The sequence below is a fragment of the Methylobacterium gnaphalii genome (assembly GCF_007992215.1).
Taxonomy (GTDB): domain Bacteria; phylum Pseudomonadota; class Alphaproteobacteria; order Rhizobiales; family Beijerinckiaceae; genus Methylobacterium; species Methylobacterium gnaphalii.
Map to the genome: position 1 here is coordinate 46116 of NZ_BJZV01000009.1, position 16617 is coordinate 62732.

A 16617-nucleotide genomic window follows, 5' to 3' on the forward strand; every position below is an offset into this window, starting at 1 on the left:
AAAATGACCGTTTAGGATCACACGGACGCTGGCGGCAGCGAACTCGTGGTGATCAACAAGCGCTGAAAGCCGCTTGAGATCGACCGTGCGGTGTGGAGAGTGCAGGATGGATCGCCGCGGTCGGCCCCAAGCCGGTTCGGCACCTCTCGATCCGCTTCGCCTGTGAGAATTTTGTCCGCCGAAAACAGCCCACTTCTGAGATGCCGCTGGGTACAGCTCAACCGCAACTACGGATCGATGGCCGACTGGCCGAACAGGGTTAGCCTTGAAGCCGTCTGCTTGCGAGTAAGGAATCTGGGAAGCCGACGTTAAGCAAACGTGGGAACTGGCCGGTAGGCGCCTGTCCGCTTCTCCGGCAGACTTGCTGGTCGAAACAATGCACTTCCGAGCTTTCGGTCGACGGTCCATCCAAGCCGTCACGGCGGTCCAGCTTACCGTTTTTCTAGGACTGCCGCGACTAGGCCGAGGATCTCCTGCCAGGCCGGGGCGGACGGCGTGACCAAGTCGAAGTGCCCCGCATCCGGCACATTGACGAGCCGTGGCACGACGCCGGGCTTGCCGCGTAGGGCACGGACGTAGTCGTGCCCTACCCATGGCGGTACGAGCCGATCTAGAACGCCGCTAACCATGATGACTGATCCAACCGACGGCGCGAGGGTCGCTGGTGATACCTCCGCGAGCCTATCGTTCGGGGCCAGTTGCTCGACGATGCCGGGGCCGCACAATACGGGGACGAATCGAACGAACGTCGCGAGGTCGCCCACCCCGCCCAGGCTAATCACGGCGCGGGGTTCGAACCGTAGTCTTCCCTGCAACGGGTTTTCCAACGGGAGCGAGCCGCGAGAGACCGCCCACAGGGCGAGATGCCCACCGGCGGAATGGCCAACGAGCACGACGCGAGAGAGGTCAAGGCGGTGGGCTGGCGCCTCCGCGGATAGCCGATCCAGCGCGGTCCTCACGTCCTGGTAGGTGCCAGGATAGCCGCCGCCAGCCTCGTTCGCGCGGCGATAGCCAATGCTCCACACGGCAATGCCGTGCCGCGTCAATTCCGGGCCGAGGTGGCGAAGCTGCTCGCGCCCAGCGGTCGCGGTGCTCCAACAGCCACCGTGGATCAGGACCGCGACCGGGTGCGGACCGGGACCGTCGGGCAGAAAGACGTCGATCTTCTGGGAGGGCGCTTCGCCGTAAGTGATCTGAATGGAGGGCGCCGGCCTCGGCAGGTCACGGAAGGCCGAGAGCTCCACCGGGTCGGCCAAGGCCGACTCTATTGCAAGTGCCGTTGCCAGCACGAGGGCCGCGCATCGCTTCATGCCAGCCTCCTGCTAGCTGTCCTCGACCGGCACGGGAAGTAGACTTGCCTTAGTATAGCAGGTTCTTACTGAATCCGCTCCAGCGGACTCTTGGGACCACTCGCTTTCCCGAAGTCGTAACCCTGTTAGGTTCTGCTACCTCGTTTTCCCCCGGGTCGAACGCCACCCGCCTTGACAAAATGGCTGGCTGGCGTGCCCCGACCTCGAGAAGTCTGGCCCGGAACTTAATCAAGTCGCACTGAAGGTGCCGATTGGCTGACGAGCACCGTCCGCGGGCTGCAGCTCGATCTATCGGGTATCGCTAAAGGCTACGTCGTAGACCGGCTCTCGGCTCTGCTGGCAGCGTCGGGCCGGCCGGACCACCTCGTGGAGATCGGCGGTGAGCTGCGCGGATCGGGACTGAAGCCCGATGGACAGCCTTGGTGGATTAGCTTGGAAACGCCGGGAGAGGGAGCGGCAGAAGTCGTCACGGCTCTTCATGGACTGTCTGCGGCAACGTCAGGCGAGTACCACCGCAACTTCGTGCATGCAGGTCGTCGATTTGGGCACACGCTCGGTGGAAGCAACTCCCCACCTATCAGCAATGGACTCGCCGCAGTCACGGTCCTGCGCCCTTCTGCATGCAGGCGGATGCGTACGCCGCGGCTCTCCTCGCATTAGGACCACAAAGCGGACCCGCCTTTGCAGCCAAGATGGATTTGGCCGCGCGGTTCTTACCCGCGCAGGAACACGGTGGCGGTGAGATCATGACAGCAGCCATGATCCGCATGCTCACCTGATGCCTCGTACGATTGAAACAGTTCAGACAGGGGCGATGTGAGGCTCAGATTTTACTTTGGGTGCAGTGGTGGCGGCTGGTCCGCGCTGTTTGGCAATCCTTAACCGATCAATCGAGATGGTATGCTCGCCATGCATGCCCGCTGCAGCGCAACATCAGTTGTTGCGATGCGCCATCGATCACATTTTCACTGGTGTCTCACCCAGCGGCTTTGCCGCGTCAGCCGAACCTCTGCGCCATGAACGTTGCTGCTGCTCTCCAGGCCGCCTCTATCCCAACCGCTCGCAAGACAGGTGGTGGTCTTTTCTCGCGGATCATCGCTGCGTGGCTCGCTCACAACCAGCGGATCCTCGACTGCCAGGCCTACCGCGACTGAGACGCTGACCGACCGCGTCGATCGGCGCTCCGTGTGCGTCTGTGAAGCGGATCGAATGATCGGTCTGTCCGCTTAGGCGGACAGGCTTGCGCGCGGGTCGACCCGTGCGATGCGCGACAGCAGGTAATCGACTTCGCCCTTTGCCTGAGCGGTCAGCCCCATCAAAGGCTTGCGCTGCGCGTCGGAGGTGAAGATGCCGCGACGCTTGAACACGTATTTGCGCACCGCCAGCCCGAGCGGCCCCTGCTGCTGCTCGTAGCGCAGATATGGAAGATGCGCGTCGAACAAGTCGTGCGCCTCGTCGCGACGGCCGGCTGCGTTCAGCTTGACCACATCCACCAGCATTTCCGGGAACGCGTAGCCGGTGTTGGCGCCGTCAGCGCCGCGCTCGACCTCGAAATCGAGGAAGAGACCGCCATTGCCGACGAGGATCGCGATGTGGCGCATCGAGCCGTCGCGCTCGAATCCGCGCAGGGCCGTGATCTTCTCGAGCCCCGGCCAGTCCTCGTGCTTGAGCATTACGCAGGACTCGTTCTCCAAGACGATCCGGCGGATCACGGCTGGCGTCATCTGCACGGAGAAGGTCAGCGGGTAGTCCTGGAGAATGAACGGCACATCCGGCCCGATCGCTTCCACCGCATTGCGGTAGTAGCCGACGATCTGGTCGTCGGTGCGCAGGGTGTTCGGCGGGGCGATCATCACGCCAGCGGCCCCAAGATCCATTACCTCGCGGGCAAGCGAGCGCATCGCGGCGAAACCGGGGGCCGAGACGCCAACCACGACCGGAAGCCGGGTGCGGCCGATGACGCGCTGCGCAATGGCGACGCCCTCGGCATGGTCGAGCTTCGGCGCCTCGCCGAGCTGCCCGAGGATGGTAATGCCGTCCACCTCGGCGCCGACGAAGAAGTCGGTCATACGGTCAAGGGAGGCGTCGTCGATCCGGCCGTCGTCGAGGAAGGGCGTCGGCGCAATCGGCACGACGCCGCGGATGTCGCTGGTCAGGGCTGGCATGGATGATGTCCTTGCGTGTTGGCTTCAGATGCTGGGAATCAGGCCACCATCGACGCGGATCACCGAGCCCGTGAGGTAGGAGGCACGCGCGCTCGCCAGAAAGGCGACGGTGCTGCCGTACTCCTCCGGATCGCCGTAGCGGCCAAGCGGGATCGAGCCGGTGCTCTCGGTCTGGACCTCCTCGACGCTGCGGCCCTCGCGCTTCGCCTTGGCCTCGTCGAGGGCGACGATGCGCTTGGTGGCGATGCGGCCGGGTAGGACGATGTTGGCGGTGATGCCGTCGCGGCCGACTTCGCGCGCCAGCGTCTTGGACCAGCCGACGAGAGACAGGCGCAGCGCGTTCGAGACGGCGAGGTTCGGGATCGGCGCCACCACGCCCGAGGAGGTGCTGGTGATGATCCGGCCCCACTTCTTCTCACGCATGCCGGGCAACACGCGGTCGGTCAGCGCGATCACCGAGAGCACCATCGCCTGGAAATGCTTGCTCCAGAGTTCGGTGGGCTGGCCGGAGGCCGGGGTGGGCGGCGGGCCGCCGGTGTTGTTCACGAGCACGTCCACGGTGCCGAAGCGCTTCTCGATGGCCGCGACATGGGTCTCGATCTGCGCGAGGTCGGCGAGGTCCCATTGCAGGATGAGGCCTTCGGCACCGGCGGCCTCGACGTCCTTCAGGGTCGCGTCGAGGGAGGCCTGATCGATGTCGCCGAGGGCGAGCCGCGCACCCTCCGCCGCCAGTGCGACGGCGATGGCACGGCCGAGGCCACCGCCTGCACCGAGTACCAGGGCGGTCTTGCCGCGTAATCCGAGATCCATCTCACATCCTCTTCTTCTGCAGGTCGTGCGTTGAGCGGCGGGAGCCCCGCCTCAGCCCTTCTCGCGCTCGTAGCGCGCGCGGGTCTCGTCGTTCGGCGGATAGAGGCCGGGCAGCGGCACGCCCTTCTCGACCTCGCGCATGATCCAGGCCTCGAGCCGCTCCTGCTCGACGGCGAGGTCGGCGACCTCCGCCGCGAGGGCGGCCGGGATCACCACGGCACCGTCGCCATCGGCCACGATGATGTCGTCCGGGAAGACCGCGACGCCGCCGCAGCCGATCGGCTCCTGCCAGCCGACGAAATGGAGCGAGGCGACGGAGGGCGGGGCGGCGATGCCGTCGCACCAGACCGGCAGCTTGCTGTCGACGATGCCCTGCGCGTCACGCACCACACCGTCGGTGACCAGCGCCGCGACGCCGCGCTTGTGCATGCGTGCGCAGAGGATGTCGCCGTAGACGCCGGCCTCGCGGATGCCGCGGGCATCGATCACGGCGACGCAGCCCTCCGGCATCGCCTCGATGGCGGCGCGCGTGGAGCGCGGCGAGGACCAGGAGGCCGGTGTCGCGACGTCCTCGCGTCCGGGCACGAAGCGCATAGTGAAGGCGCGGCCGACGACGCGCGGCGTGCCGGGCGTCAGGGGCCGCGTTCCCGCCATCCAGACCCGGCGCAGGCCCTTTTTCAGCAGGATCGTCGTCAGCGAGGCGGTGGTGACGCCGCGCAGGCGCTGGATGAGATCGGCATCGTCCATGGAGGTCTCCTGATCGGGGCCGTCAGGCCTGGTCGGGGCGGCGCATGAAGGCGAAGTCGCAGCCCTCGTCCGCCTGAAGCACGGTGTCGTGATAGAGCCGGGCATAGCCGCGCGCGGCCCAGTCCGGTGTCGCAGGGGTGCCGGTGGGTGCCTGCTCGGAGCGGCGGCGTTCGAGCTCGGCCTCGTCGACGAGGAGGTCGATGCGGCGGCCCGGCGTGTCGAGGCGGATGCGGTCGCCTGTGCGCACCAGCCCGAGGGGGCCGCCATCGGCGGATTCGGGGGTGACGTGCAGGACGATGGTGCCGAAGGCCGTGCCGGACATGCGGGCATCGGAGATGCGCACCATGTCCTTGACGCCGTTGGCCAAAATCTTCTTCGGGATCGGCAGGTAGCCGGCCTCGGGCATGCCGGGGGCACCCTTCGGGCCGGCATTCTGCAGGACGAGGATGTCGTCCGGGCTCACGTCGAGATCCGGGTCGTCGACGCGCGCGGCCATGTCGGGGATCGAGGTGAACACCACCGCACGGCCCTCGTGCTGGAGCAGCGCCGGGCTCGCGGCGCTGTGCTTAATGACGGCGCCGCGCGGGGCGAGGTTGCCGCGCAGGATCGCCATGGCGCCCACCGGCTTGATCGGATCCTCGGCGGAGCGGATCACCGTCTGGCCTGGGACATCCTCCGCCTGTCCCACGATGTCCCGCAGCGTCCCACCCGCGACGGTGGGCTGGTCGAGATCGATCAGGTCGCCGAGGCGCTTCATCAACTGCGGCATGCCGCCGGCGTGATGGAAATGCTCCATGTAGTGCTGGCCCGACGGTTTCAGGTCGATCAGCACCGGCACCTCGCGGCCGAGCCTGTCGAAGGCGTCGAGGTCGATCCGGTGCGGCGTGCGGTTGGCGATGGCGGTCAGGTGGATCAGCCCGTTGGTCGAGCCGCCGATCGCCTGGAGCACGGTCAGCGCGTTGCGGAAGGCGCCAGGGGTGAGCAACTCGCTCGGGCGTGGGCCGCCGGAGACCGCCATCTCGGCGGCGCGCCGGCCGCTGGCCTCGGCGAGGCGGACCCGCTCGGCATGGGGCGCGGGGATGGTGCCGCTCATCGGCAGCGACAGGCCCATTGCCTCGGTGATGCAGGCCATGGTGCTCGCCGTGCCCATCACCATGCAGGTGCCGACGGAGGGGGCAAGCCGTCCGTTGACGGTCTCGATCTCGGCCTCGTCGATCTCGCCTGCGCGGTGCGAGCTCCAAAGCCGGCGGCAATCGGTACAGGCGCCGAGCACCTCGCCGCGATGATGGCCAACCACCATCGGGCCGGTCGGCACCACGATGGTCGGGCGGTCGGCGCTCGCCGCCGCCATGATCTGCGCCGGCAGGTTCTTGTCGCAGCCGCCGATGACGATGACCGCGTCCATTGGCTGGGCGCGGATCATCTCCTCCGTGTCCATCGCCATCAGATTGCGCAAGAACATCGAGGTCGGATGGGCGAAGCTCTCGTGGATCGAGATGGTCGGAAACACCATCGGTAGTCCACCAGCGAGCATGACGCCGCGCTTGGCCGCCTCGATCAGCGCCGGAACGTTGCCGTGGCACGGGTTGTAGTCGCTGGAGGTGTCGGTGATGCCGACGATCGGTCGGTCGAGGGCATCATCCGAATAGCCGGCGGCCTTGATGAAGGCCTTGCGCAGGAACAGCGAGAAGCTGGCATCCCCATAGCTCGTCAGCCCCTTGCGAAGTCCCGTACTCATGACTCGTCTCGTCTCAGGTGAAGGAAGGCGAGGGGGCTCGTGAACCCCTCGCGAGACTGGTCGGCACCGGCTCAGGCGCTCTGCTTGCCGAGCGCGACCCGCGGCTCGCGAGCCTCGGCAAAGCGCTGGTTGACCACCAGGATGGTCATGATGGCGCCCGTCAGCACGAGACCGCCGAGGAAGTAGAGGCCAGCCTCGAAGCTTCCGGTCTCCTGCCGAACCCAGCCCACGATCGAGGGCGCGACGAAGCCGCCGAGATTGCCGATGCAGTTGATCACCGCGATGCCGGCGGCTGCGGCGCTGCCGGTCAGGAACATCGACGGCAGGGCCCAGAACGGAGCCTTGGCGCCGTAGAGCCCGATCGCGGCCAGCGACATGAAGGCGACCGCCCAGAGCGATCCCGTCAGGAAGCCGGCGCCGACCATGCCGAGCGAAGTGAAGACCAGAGCCGTGGCGAGCGTCAGGCGACGATCGTTGTAACGGTCGGAGATGTAGCCGAAGACGAGGCCGCCGATCGTGCCGAACAGGTAGGGCACCGCTGTGAACAGGCCGGACTGCATGTCCGAGAGGCCGGTACTCTTGAGGATCTGCGGGAGGAAGAAGGCGAGGCCCAGATTGGCGCCCGTATTGGCGAAGTAGATGAAGGACAGGGCCGCCATGCGCGGATCGGTGAAAGCGGTCCTGAGGCTGCTGCCGTGCGTCGCGGCCACCGACCGCTTCTCCTCGTCAAGGATCGACTGCAGCTTGTTCCGATCGGCCGGCGCGAGCCATTGCGCGTCCTTCGGGCGGTCGGGGATCAGGTAAAGGAACATGATCCCGAACAGGCTCGTCGGCAGGCCCTCGAGGATGAAGAGCCACTGCCAGCCCTTGAGTCCCATCAATCCGTCGAGCTGCAGGATCGCGGTGGAGAGTGGCGCGCCGATCGCAAGCGAGGCGGGAATCGCGACGGAGAAGGCGCCGAACATCCGGGCGCGGTATTCCTTCGGGAACCAGTAGGTCATGTAGAGGATGACGCCGGGATAGAATCCGGCCTCTGCAGCGCCGAGCAGCAGGCGCATGGCGAGGAAGCTCTTCTCGCCCTGCACGAACACCATCGCGGCCGAGATCAGGCCCCAGCTGATCATGATGCGTGCGATCCAGCGCCGCGCGCCGACCTTTTCAAGGATGAGGTTGCTCGGGACTTCTGCGAAAAAGTAACCGATGAAGAACACGCCGGCCCCGAACCCGTAGACCGCGGGGCCAATGCCGAGATCGGCATTCATCTTCAGCGCAGCGAAACCGACGTTGATGCGGTCGATATAGGCCATGACGTAGCCGATGAAGAGCAACGGCATCAGCCTGACGAAGGCCTGTTTGAAGATGCGGTCTCGGTTCGCTTTCTCGCTGTCGGCGTCGCTCATGAGTTCCTCCGGGGCTCGTCTTTTGCTTTTTCCGGCGGGTGGCTGGCCTGCCGGTGTCGAAGCCGTTTTCGGCTTTTGTCTCGTCTCGTTCCGGCTTGCCGGTCGCGTCTCAGGCGGTACTGGGGCTGGCGGCCGGAAAGGCGGGATCGCGCTGCGGCGCTGCCTGAGAGACGCCACCGAAAGGCGCGATCGTTCCGACCACGAAGATGTAGTTGAGGGCGCCAAGGATGCAGACGGCGCCGGCCAGCATGAGCGGCCCGAGGAAGGAGCCGCCGGACAGCCACAGCATCAGCCCCGTGATGCTGGTGATGCCGACGCCCGCGAGGTTCGAGGCGAAGTTCTGGATGCCACCGATCGAGGCGACATGCGCCTTCGAGGGCGCCACGTCGGCCGGCACGCACCAGATCACCGCTGCCGTGAAGGCGAGCGCCGCATAGGTGATCGAGAACAGCACCAGCATCAGCGCGATGCTGTCGGTGAAGGCGGCGAATGCTATCACCGAGGAGGTCAGCATGCCGCCGGCCAGACAGATCTTTCGCGAGGCTGTGAGCGAGAAGCCGCGACGGAACAGATGGTCGGTCATCCAGCCGCCGAGCACGCTGCCGGGCAGGCTCATCAGGGCTGGGATCGCGCCGAGCGTGCCAAGCTGGCCCAGCGAAAAGCCCTTCGCGCTGACCAAATAGGTCGGAAACCACGTGATGAAGAAGTACTTCACGAAGTTCATGCAGAAGAAGCCGATCATCATCCCCCACATCGTCCGGTACTTGAACAGGGACGACCACGGCACGTGTTCGGCGGGGGCCTGATCAGTCTCGACGCCCTCGCGGAGTGCGGCGAGCTGCTGCGGGGTGATGCTCCGGTCGGTCTCCGGCTCGCGGTAGATCAGGAGCCACAAGACGACCCAAACGAGGCCGATGCCTCCGGTAACGTAGAACGAGGTCCGCCAGCCCCAATCGTGGATCAGCCACGCGACGAGCGGCAGGGCGATGGCCGTCCCAGCCTGCGGGCCTGCATCAAACAACCCACTGGCCAGACCGCGCTCTCGCTTCGGGAACCACCCGTAGACAACCTTGACGCAGGCCGGGTTCGAGCCGGCCTCGCCGATGCCGAGCATCAGCCGCGATCCGAACATCGCCGCGACCGAGTTGGTGAAACCGGTCACGACGGTGAAGACCGACCACCATGTGGCCGACAGCGCGAGGCCAATCCGAGCGCCGATCCGGTCGGTGAACCAGCCGGCGGGGAGTTGGCCGATGGCATAGGTCCAGAAGAACGCGCCGAGGACGAGCCCCATCTCGCCGTCATTGAAGCCGAGCTCCTTCTTGATGTGGGGCGCGGCGATGGCGAGGTTGATACGGTCGATGTAGCTGATCCCGAGGATCAGGAAGCAGAGGAAGATCATCACCCAGCGGATCGCCGGCAGTGCGCCCTTCTCTTTCGTGGTGTCAGTCATCAGCAAGCTTCGCGGGACTTGGCTTCGTTGAGCTGTGGGCCCCGCTGGCGGGGATGAGAGGGGTGCCGCCGTCAGGAGGCGGGTTCGAGGCCGCTCGCCCGGTAGGCCTCAGCCGCGCTCGGGGCGGTGAGGACGGAGAGGAAGCGGCGGGCTTCCTCGGGCGCCATGGCTTCGCGCAGGATGGCCGCGCAGAAGGTGGTCTCCTCCTGGGCGCCCTCCGGATAGGGGCCGACCACCTCGATGCCCGGAACCACCATCAGCTCGGAGATCTGCTGGACGGCGATGTCGGCCTCGCCCGAGACGAGTTTCGTCGCGGTGAAGCCGGCCGGAATGATCGTCGCCTTGGCGTTGACCGCCTCGGCGATACCGAGCCGCGGCAGGAGGCTGGCGAAGTAAATGCCGCTGGCGCCGGCGCGAGAGTAGGCGACCGAGCGCGCGCCCGTCAGGGTGTCCTTGAACGCCTCCAGCGTGTCGATGCGCGGATGCGGGGCGCCGGCTTTCACTGCTACGCCGTAGCGCGAGCGGCAGACGTCGACGCGGCTGCCCGGAAGAACCAGTCCCTCCGCCTCGAGCTTGTCCATGGCGCCGGACAGCACCAGCACCACGTCCGGTCGCGCGCCCTCGGCGAGCCTGCCCTCGATAACCGTGGTCGGCCCCCACAGAATGTCGAGCGTGCCGCCTTCTGCCTCGAAGCCTGGGATCAGGCTTGCATCGAAGGCGCCCTTGACCGCGAGGGCGCACATGGCGCGCACCGTCTTGCTCTGATCCATGCCGCGATTCATTCTCTGATGATGGATGGGCCGCTCAGTCACTGCGCCCGACCTTGCGGAGGATCTCCGGGCCGAGTTCGTCGAGGCGGTTGGCGCCGAGGAAAGCCATGTCGCGAAGGATCTCCTCCTTCAGGATGCCGATGGCATGCGACACGCAGGGCGCCCCGCCGAGGGCCGCCGCGAACATAAACGGGCGGCCGAGCAACACGAAGTCGGCGCCCAGCGCCAAGGCCTTGAGTACGTCGGTGCCCCGGCGGATACCGCTGTCGACGATCACCTTCATTGATCCCTTGGCGGCCGCGATCTCCGGCAGGACGTCGAGGGGGGCGACGGCGTAATCGAGTTGGCGGCCGCCATGGGTCGAGAGGATGACGCCATCCGCGCCGCAGGCGCGGGCGATCTCGACATCGGCCGGATTGAGCAGCCCCTTGACCAGCAGGTTGCCCTTCCAGCGCCGGCGGATCGCCTCGAGATTGGCCCAGCAGAGCTTGTCCCGCGCGATCGTGTTGCGGACCGCGTTCTGCGACATCATCGGCGGCCCGCGCTCGGCCTCCATGTTCTCGAAATGCGGCACGCCGTGCTTGATGAAGGTCTGCGCCACCACGCCGAGCGCCCAGCGCGGATGCGTTACGCTCTGCCAGAGCACTTTCGGCGTCACCTTGATCGGCATCGAGAAGCCGCTGCGGGTGTTGTGCTCGCGGTTGCCCAGGGTCGGCGTGTCGGCGGTGACGACGAAGGTCTCAAAGCCGGCCCGCGCCACACGATCGACGAGGCGATCGATGCGGTTCTGATCACCCGGAAGATAGGCCTGGTACCAAGCGGCCCGGTTCTGGGCGTGCACGTCCTCCAGCCTGATCAACGACGAGGCGCTCAAGACCATCGGGATGTTCTGCGCGCCGGCGGCCTCCGCAAGTACGAGGTCGCCGCGATAGGCGATGAAGGCCGAGCCGCCGAGCGGGCCGATGCCGAAGGGCGCGGCGTAGGTCTTGCCGAACAGCTCAGTCGTGCAACTCCGCGCCGAGGTGTCCACCATCGTCCGGGTCAGAAAGGCATAGTCGGCATAGGCGGCGCGGCTCCGGTGCATCGCCGTGCCGGTCTCGACGCCGCCCGACACGTACTGGAAGATCATCGGCGGGAGGCGCCGCTTGGCATGCCGTTCGAAATCGTCGAGCGCCAGCAGGTCGCGGAACGCGCGCGGCGTGGTGACGGGTGCGCGTTTCAGGCTCGTGACCAGCGGCTCGTGTGACGCAGTCGCCTGGGCGGTCTGCCCGTCAGCCTTCAGGGCAATTCCGGTATCCGGGTCGACGGCCGATGCCGGCGCGGCTGCCCCCGCAGCAGGCAGCGCATCGGGATCCAACTCCTGGCGCGCCAGCGCAGGCATGCTCGTCCTCCCGCCCATTCGGCCCCGCGACGTTTCTCCGGGCCTAAGTCACCTGCACCCGTGCCAAATGTCACTTTTTGAAACCGATTACAGGTGACGATGTCGGGGAATGGATGTCAATATATTTCTCCCTCCCGTCCCAAACCGATGGTTGGCTTGCCTGCTACGAGACGGACATGTGATCTGTGGCGCAGCCTGAACCGAGAAAGTCCGAGGGCGTGACGAAGCCGGCCATCATCCAGGAACCAGCGCGCTTTCCGGTGACGAAGGATGTCGCGGAACGCGCCGGAGTCTCCACGGCGACGGTGTCGAGGGTCCTAAACGGGACAGCCCGCGTCCGGGCAGACAAGCACGAGGCCGTGATGAAGGCGGCCGAAGAGTTGGGCTTCGTCGCCAACGGCGCCGCGCGCGCCTTGTCCAAGCGGCGCTTCATGGCGGTGGGGGCCGTCGTTCCGAACATCGAGAACGAGGCTTTCATCCGCCTCCTGTCGAGCTTCCAGGATCGCCTGAGGCAAGAGGGCTACACATTGATCGCGGCCAATTCCGGCTACGACATCGACAACGTACTGCGCGAGGCGACCTTTCTGATCGAGCGCGGAATCGATGGGCTGATGCTCGTCGGCGACATCCATCACCCGCTGTTGCATGCACGGATCGAACGCCAAAAGATTCCGATGGTTCAGGTATTTACCCTGTCAGCCGAGCGGGCCTGTATCGGCTTCGACAATGCCGCCTCGGCCGCGCGCGCGACCAGTTACCTGCTCGATCTCGGCCATACCCGGATCGGCGTGATCTCGGGCCTGCGCAAGGACAACGACCGTGGCGGCGCGCGCGTCGAGGGTATCCACCAGGCGCTCGCAGCGCGGGGGCTTCGCATGCTGCCCGAGCACGACGTCGAGATTTCCTATGGCATCGGCGGCGGCCGCGATGGCTTCCGCCAAATGCTCGCTTCCGGCGTGGAGCCGCCTACGGCGATCATCTGCGGAACCGATCAGATCGCCTTCGGAACGATGATCGAGGCGCGTTCGCGTGGGCTCGACATTCCCGGCGATCTCTCAGTCATCGGCCACAACGACTCGGATTTCGCAGCCTTTCTCAGCCCACCGCTGACGACGATCAACGTGCATTCTGCCGCCATCGGGCGCGCGGCCGGCGACCACCTCCTCGCCCGCATGTCCGGCCGAGCGACGATCCGGCTCACGGAAATCGATGCGGAGTTGATCGTCCGCGGCAGCACGGCTCCGCCGCGAAGCCACCTCCGAGCTTAGGTGCGGGCTGCATCCGGCGATATCTTGCACATGATTTGAAATCGCTTACAAGATCGGCGACCTTCACGGTGGACCGGTCATGGCACCTCGCATCGTCCTTCTCCACGCGACCCCCGTCGCCATGCAGCCGATCCAGACGGCGATGGCCGAGAACTGGCCAGACGCCGAGCCGATCAACCTTCTCGACGACGGCCTGTCGATCGACCGCGCGCGGGAAGGCAATGGTCCGATCTCGCCATCGATGATCGAGCGCTTCGTCGCCTTCGGCCGATACGGCTACAGCAACGGCGCCGATGGCATCCTCGTCACCTGCTCCGCCTTCGGCCCAGCGATCGAACTGCTGGCCGAAGTCTTGCCGATCCCGGTGGTCAAGCCGAACGAAGCCATGTTCGAGGCAGCGATCGCCCGAGGCGGCCAGGTCGGCATGCTCGCCACCTTCGGCCCCTCCGTCGCCCCCATGACGGACGAGTTCGACGCCTTCGTCGCCGGGTCCGAGAAGTCGGCGAGCCTTCGCACCGTCGTCGTGGGCGACGCGATCCGGCACCTGCGCCAAGGTGATGCCGAGACCCACAACCGTCTCGTCGCCGAGCAAGCGCCCGAACTCTCGGATTGCGATGCGATCATGCTCGCGCATTTCTCGACCTCGCGCGCGGCTCAAGCGGTGCGGCAGGCTGTCTCCGTGCCGGTGCTCACGGCCCCGCACGCGGCAGTGGACCGGATGCGCGCCCTGGTCGAAGGCAAGGCGGGCGGGCAGGGCTGACCATGCTGCTCGGCGTCATCGCGGACGATTTTACCGGTGCGAGCGACATCGCCGCGACGATCGCCAAAGGCGTTGCGGGCGAGGGCGGCTTGCGGACGGCGCAGTTCCTCGGCGTTCCCGCCGCGCCCGCCGCACCCGAGGTCGAAGCCGGCATCGTCTCCCTCAAGAGCCGTTCCATCCCCGCTGCCGAGGCGGTGGCCCAATCCCTTGCCGCGCTCGACTGGCTCAAGGCCCAGGGCGCTCGGCAGATCGTCTTCAAATACTGCTCGACCTTCGACTCGACGCCAGCCGGCAATATCGGACCGGTGGCCGAGGCACTCGCCGAACGCCTTGTAACCTCCGGCGTCGTGGTCTGCCCCGCCTTCCCGGGAGCGGGGCGCACAATCTACCAGGGGCACCTCTTCGTGAACGATCGCCTGCTCAGCGAATCGGGCATGGAGAACCATCCGCTTACGCCGATGACCGATCCCGACATCCGCCGCGTGCTCTCGGCCCAGGCGCGTAGGCCTGTCGGGCATGTCGCGCAGCCGACCGTCGCAACCGGCTCCGACGCGATTGCGAAGGCGCTCGCCGCAGCCGGCGAACGAGGCGAGACCCTGGTTGTGGTCGACGCGATCGGCAATGACGACCTCATGACGATTGGCGCCGCGCTGGCTGACGCCCCCCTCGTCACCGGAGGCTCGGGCATCGCACGCGGCCTGCCGCACAACTTCATCGCCCGTGGGCAAGCCTCTGGCAGCGGCGCGGAGGCACCTGCCGTCGACGGACCCGAGGCGATCCTGGCTGGAAGCTGCTCCGGCGCGACGCGCAGCCAGATTGCCCATCACCGCAAGCACCATCCGGTCGAGACCATCGCGGTGGATGCGGTGATGGAAGGCTGCTTCGAGCACGAAGCGGTGCTCCGCTTCGTATTCGACAATGCCGGCCGGGCGCCGCTGGTCTATTCCTCGGCCGAGCCGGCCGACATTGCTGCCGCGCAGGCCAAATATGGACGCGAGCGTCTGGCCGCAGCCCTGGACGCCGTGTTCGGAGAACTCGCATGCGGCTTGGTCGAACGCGGCCTGCGCCGACTCGTCGTCGCCGGCGGCGAAACCTCTGGCGCGGTGGTAGGCGCCCTCGGCCTCACGGCCCTCATGGTCGGACGCGAGATCGATCCCGGCGTCCCGGTTCTCGTGTCACAGAGCGCGCCGAGGCTCGGCCTTGCCCTCAAGTCCGGCAATTTCGGTGCCGTCGATTTTTTCGATAAGGCACTCGCCCAGATCGCAGGCAGGGTATGACGGAAGCGGCCCTACGCAACGACATCGCCCGGCTATGCAAGTCGCTGTTCGACCGCGGTTTTTCCGTCGGCTCGGCCGGCAATGTCAGCGTGCGTCTCGACGACGGCTACCTCATCACGCCGACGAATTCCTGTCTTGGCTTCCTCGACCCCGCCCGGATCAGCAGGCTCGACCGGAAAGGGCATCACGTCGGCGGCGACAAGCCCTCCAAGGAGGTGTTTCTGCACCGCGCCTTCTACGACACGAGGGCGGAGGCTCGCGCGGTCGTGCACCTGCACTCGACCTACGCCACCGCCCTGTCGTGCCTCGCCGATACCGATCCCGACGACTGCATCCCCCCGCTAACGCCCTACGTCGTGATGCGGGTCGGGCAGGTACCCCTCGTGCCGTATTTTCGTCCGGGCGATGCCAGGGGCGGGGAGTTGATCCGGGCCCTGGGCGGACGCCATGCGGCGGTGCTGCTCGCCAATCATGGTCCGGTCGTCAGTGGCCGGGATCTGACGAGCACAGTCTATGCCGCCGAGGAACTGGAAGAGACCGCCAAGCTCCTTGTTACCCTGCGTGGTCAAAGCCTGCGAATGCTCGATGTGGCTCAGGTCGCCGAGTTGAAGGCGACGTTCGGCTGACGCTCTGCAACGTCTCGCGATTGGAGAATAAGTCGATGCCGATCGACCTCGGTCCCTTTGCTGGCCGCCTCAGCGCGCATCTCGGCTTTCTCTATACCGAGCACCCGCTGCCCGAACGCTTCGCCGCAGCCGCGGAGAACGGTTTCCGCATCGTGGAGCATCCTAACCTGTTCGCACATGCGGCAAACGAAATCGCCGGCTGGCTCGCGGCATCAGGCCTGACACTCGTCCAGACCAGCTTTCCTGCCGGCGAGACGGCTCGAGGCGAGAAAGGCTTCGCCGCCCTGCCGGATCGCGCTGGGATCTTTCGCGAGAGCGTCGAGCCGACCCTCGACTTCGTTGAGGCGATCGGCGGCTGCCGCCTCGTCCATGCCATGGCCGGGGTCAGTCCGGTCGGCGTGCAGCAGGACCGGCTCCTCGACATTTATCGCGAGAGCTTGGCTTACGCAGCCGATGCGGCGGCACGGCGCAACATTGAGATCATGATCGAGCCAATTGGGCCCGGATCGATCGCAGACTACATCGTCGACGATCCACTGCTCGCAATCCGGCTGATCCGCGAGGTCGGGCGGCCGAATATCAAGCTCCTGTTCGACGCCTACCACTGCCATTGCCTCGGCCATGATCCCGCATCGCTGATCCGTGAGCACGCGCCGCTGATCGCCCATGTCCAGATTGCCGACGATCCGGGCCGCCACGAGCCCGGTACCGGCACGATCCGTTTCGAGCCGATCTTCGAGGCACTCGCCGAGGCTGGATACGAAGGCGCTATTGGCTGCGAGTACCATCCGGCCGACACGACGGAGGAAGGGCTCGGCTGGATCAGAGGAGCAGCCTGAACAGCTCACCCGATAAGACAGGGGAAGAGATCGTGACGTACGCTGATCACAGCAGACGTACCGTGTTCGGCGG

General features: G+C 66.4%; 16 protein-coding genes. 7 read left to right on the plus strand and 9 right to left on the minus strand.

Features of this window, described 5'->3' with window-relative positions; all coding sequences use genetic code 11:
• Nucleotides 1-431: 431 nt before the first annotated feature.
• Nucleotides 432-1310, minus strand: coding sequence for an alpha/beta hydrolase family protein (locus tag MGN01_RS10110; protein WP_147046486.1), 879 nt, complete (start codon nt 1308-1310; stop codon nt 432-434).
• Nucleotides 1311-1565: 255 nt separating this feature from the next.
• Here MGN01_RS10110 and MGN01_RS24575 point away from each other — a divergent pair, with 255 nt between their 5' ends.
• Together MGN01_RS24575 and MGN01_RS23525 are read left to right on the plus strand one after the other, a co-directional pair.
• On the plus strand, nt 1566-1970 hold the full coding sequence (locus MGN01_RS24575) for an FAD:protein FMN transferase (protein WP_147046587.1): 405 nt from the start codon (nt 1566-1568) through the stop codon (nt 1968-1970).
• A gap of 356 nt (nt 1971-2326) precedes the next feature.
• Nucleotides 2327-2464, plus strand: a complete 138-nt coding sequence (locus MGN01_RS23525) for a hypothetical protein (protein WP_170245927.1) — start codon at nt 2327-2329, stop codon at nt 2462-2464.
• Between the two features lie 72 nt (nt 2465-2536).
• Here the strand turns inward: MGN01_RS23525 and MGN01_RS10120 are convergent, their stop codons facing one another.
• From MGN01_RS10120 to MGN01_RS10155, 8 genes are all read right to left on the minus strand, one after another.
• On the minus strand, nt 2537-3475 hold the full coding sequence (locus MGN01_RS10120) for a dihydrodipicolinate synthase family protein (protein WP_147046487.1): 939 nt from the start codon (nt 3473-3475) through the stop codon (nt 2537-2539).
• Between the two features lie 24 nt (nt 3476-3499).
• Nucleotides 3500-4285 carry an SDR family oxidoreductase gene (locus MGN01_RS10125; RefSeq protein ID WP_147046488.1) on the minus strand — a complete coding sequence of 262 codons (786 nt, stop codon included), beginning with the start codon at nt 4283-4285 and terminating at the stop codon, nt 3500-3502.
• A 51-nt stretch (nt 4286-4336) separates the two neighbouring features.
• Nucleotides 4337-5032 carry a ribonuclease activity regulator RraA gene (locus MGN01_RS10130; protein ID WP_147046489.1) on the minus strand — a complete coding sequence of 232 codons (696 nt, stop codon included), beginning with the start codon at nt 5030-5032 and terminating at the stop codon, nt 4337-4339.
• 22 nt (nt 5033-5054) lie between these two features.
• Nucleotides 5055-6770 carry an IlvD/Edd family dehydratase gene (locus MGN01_RS10135; protein ID WP_147046490.1) on the minus strand — a complete coding sequence of 572 codons (1716 nt, stop codon included), beginning with the start codon at nt 6768-6770 and terminating at the stop codon, nt 5055-5057.
• A 71-nt stretch (nt 6771-6841) separates the two neighbouring features.
• A complete protein-coding gene (locus MGN01_RS10140) occupies nt 6842-8170 on the minus strand; it encodes an MFS transporter (protein ID WP_147046491.1) in 1329 nt (442 codons plus the stop codon).
• 109 nt (nt 8171-8279) lie between these two features.
• Nucleotides 8280-9623: an MFS transporter gene (locus tag MGN01_RS10145; protein ID WP_238257835.1), complete on the minus strand. Its 1344-nt coding sequence runs from the start codon at nt 9621-9623 to the stop codon at nt 8280-8282.
• Between the two features lie 71 nt (nt 9624-9694).
• The gene (locus MGN01_RS10150) at nt 9695-10393 is read right to left on the minus strand and encodes a molybdate ABC transporter substrate-binding protein (protein ID WP_147046492.1); all 699 of its coding nucleotides are present in this window, start codon (nt 10391-10393) and stop codon (nt 9695-9697) included.
• Between the two features lie 34 nt (nt 10394-10427).
• On the minus strand, nt 10428-11774 hold the full coding sequence (locus MGN01_RS10155) for an alpha-hydroxy acid oxidase (protein WP_147046493.1): 1347 nt from the start codon (nt 11772-11774) through the stop codon (nt 10428-10430).
• Between the two features lie 218 nt (nt 11775-11992).
• On the opposite strand from MGN01_RS10155, the gene MGN01_RS10160 reads away from it, so the two are divergent.
• The 5 genes from MGN01_RS10160 (at nt 11993) to MGN01_RS10180 (ending at nt 16544) form a co-directional block, all read left to right on the plus strand.
• Entirely contained in the window at nt 11993-13042 is a 1050-nt protein-coding gene (locus MGN01_RS10160) for a LacI family DNA-binding transcriptional regulator (protein ID WP_147046494.1), read from the plus strand.
• A 79-nt stretch (nt 13043-13121) separates the two neighbouring features.
• A complete protein-coding gene (locus MGN01_RS10165) occupies nt 13122-13802 on the plus strand; it encodes an aspartate/glutamate racemase family protein (RefSeq protein ID WP_147046495.1) in 681 nt (226 codons plus the stop codon).
• Nucleotides 13803-13804: 2 nt separating this feature from the next.
• Nucleotides 13805-15079 carry a 3-oxo-tetronate kinase gene (gene otnK / locus MGN01_RS10170; protein WP_147046496.1) on the plus strand — a complete coding sequence of 425 codons (1275 nt, stop codon included), beginning with the start codon at nt 13805-13807 and terminating at the stop codon, nt 15077-15079.
• A complete protein-coding gene (otnC, locus tag MGN01_RS10175) occupies nt 15076-15705 on the plus strand; it encodes a 3-oxo-tetronate 4-phosphate decarboxylase (protein ID WP_147046497.1) in 630 nt (209 codons plus the stop codon). The genes otnK and otnC overlap by 4 nt, the downstream gene beginning before the upstream one ends.
• A 35-nt stretch (nt 15706-15740) precedes the next feature.
• The gene (locus MGN01_RS10180; RefSeq protein ID WP_238257838.1) at nt 15741-16544 is read left to right on the plus strand and encodes a hydroxypyruvate isomerase family protein; all 804 of its coding nucleotides are present in this window, start codon (nt 15741-15743) and stop codon (nt 16542-16544) included.
• Nucleotides 16545-16617 lie beyond the last annotated feature (73 nt).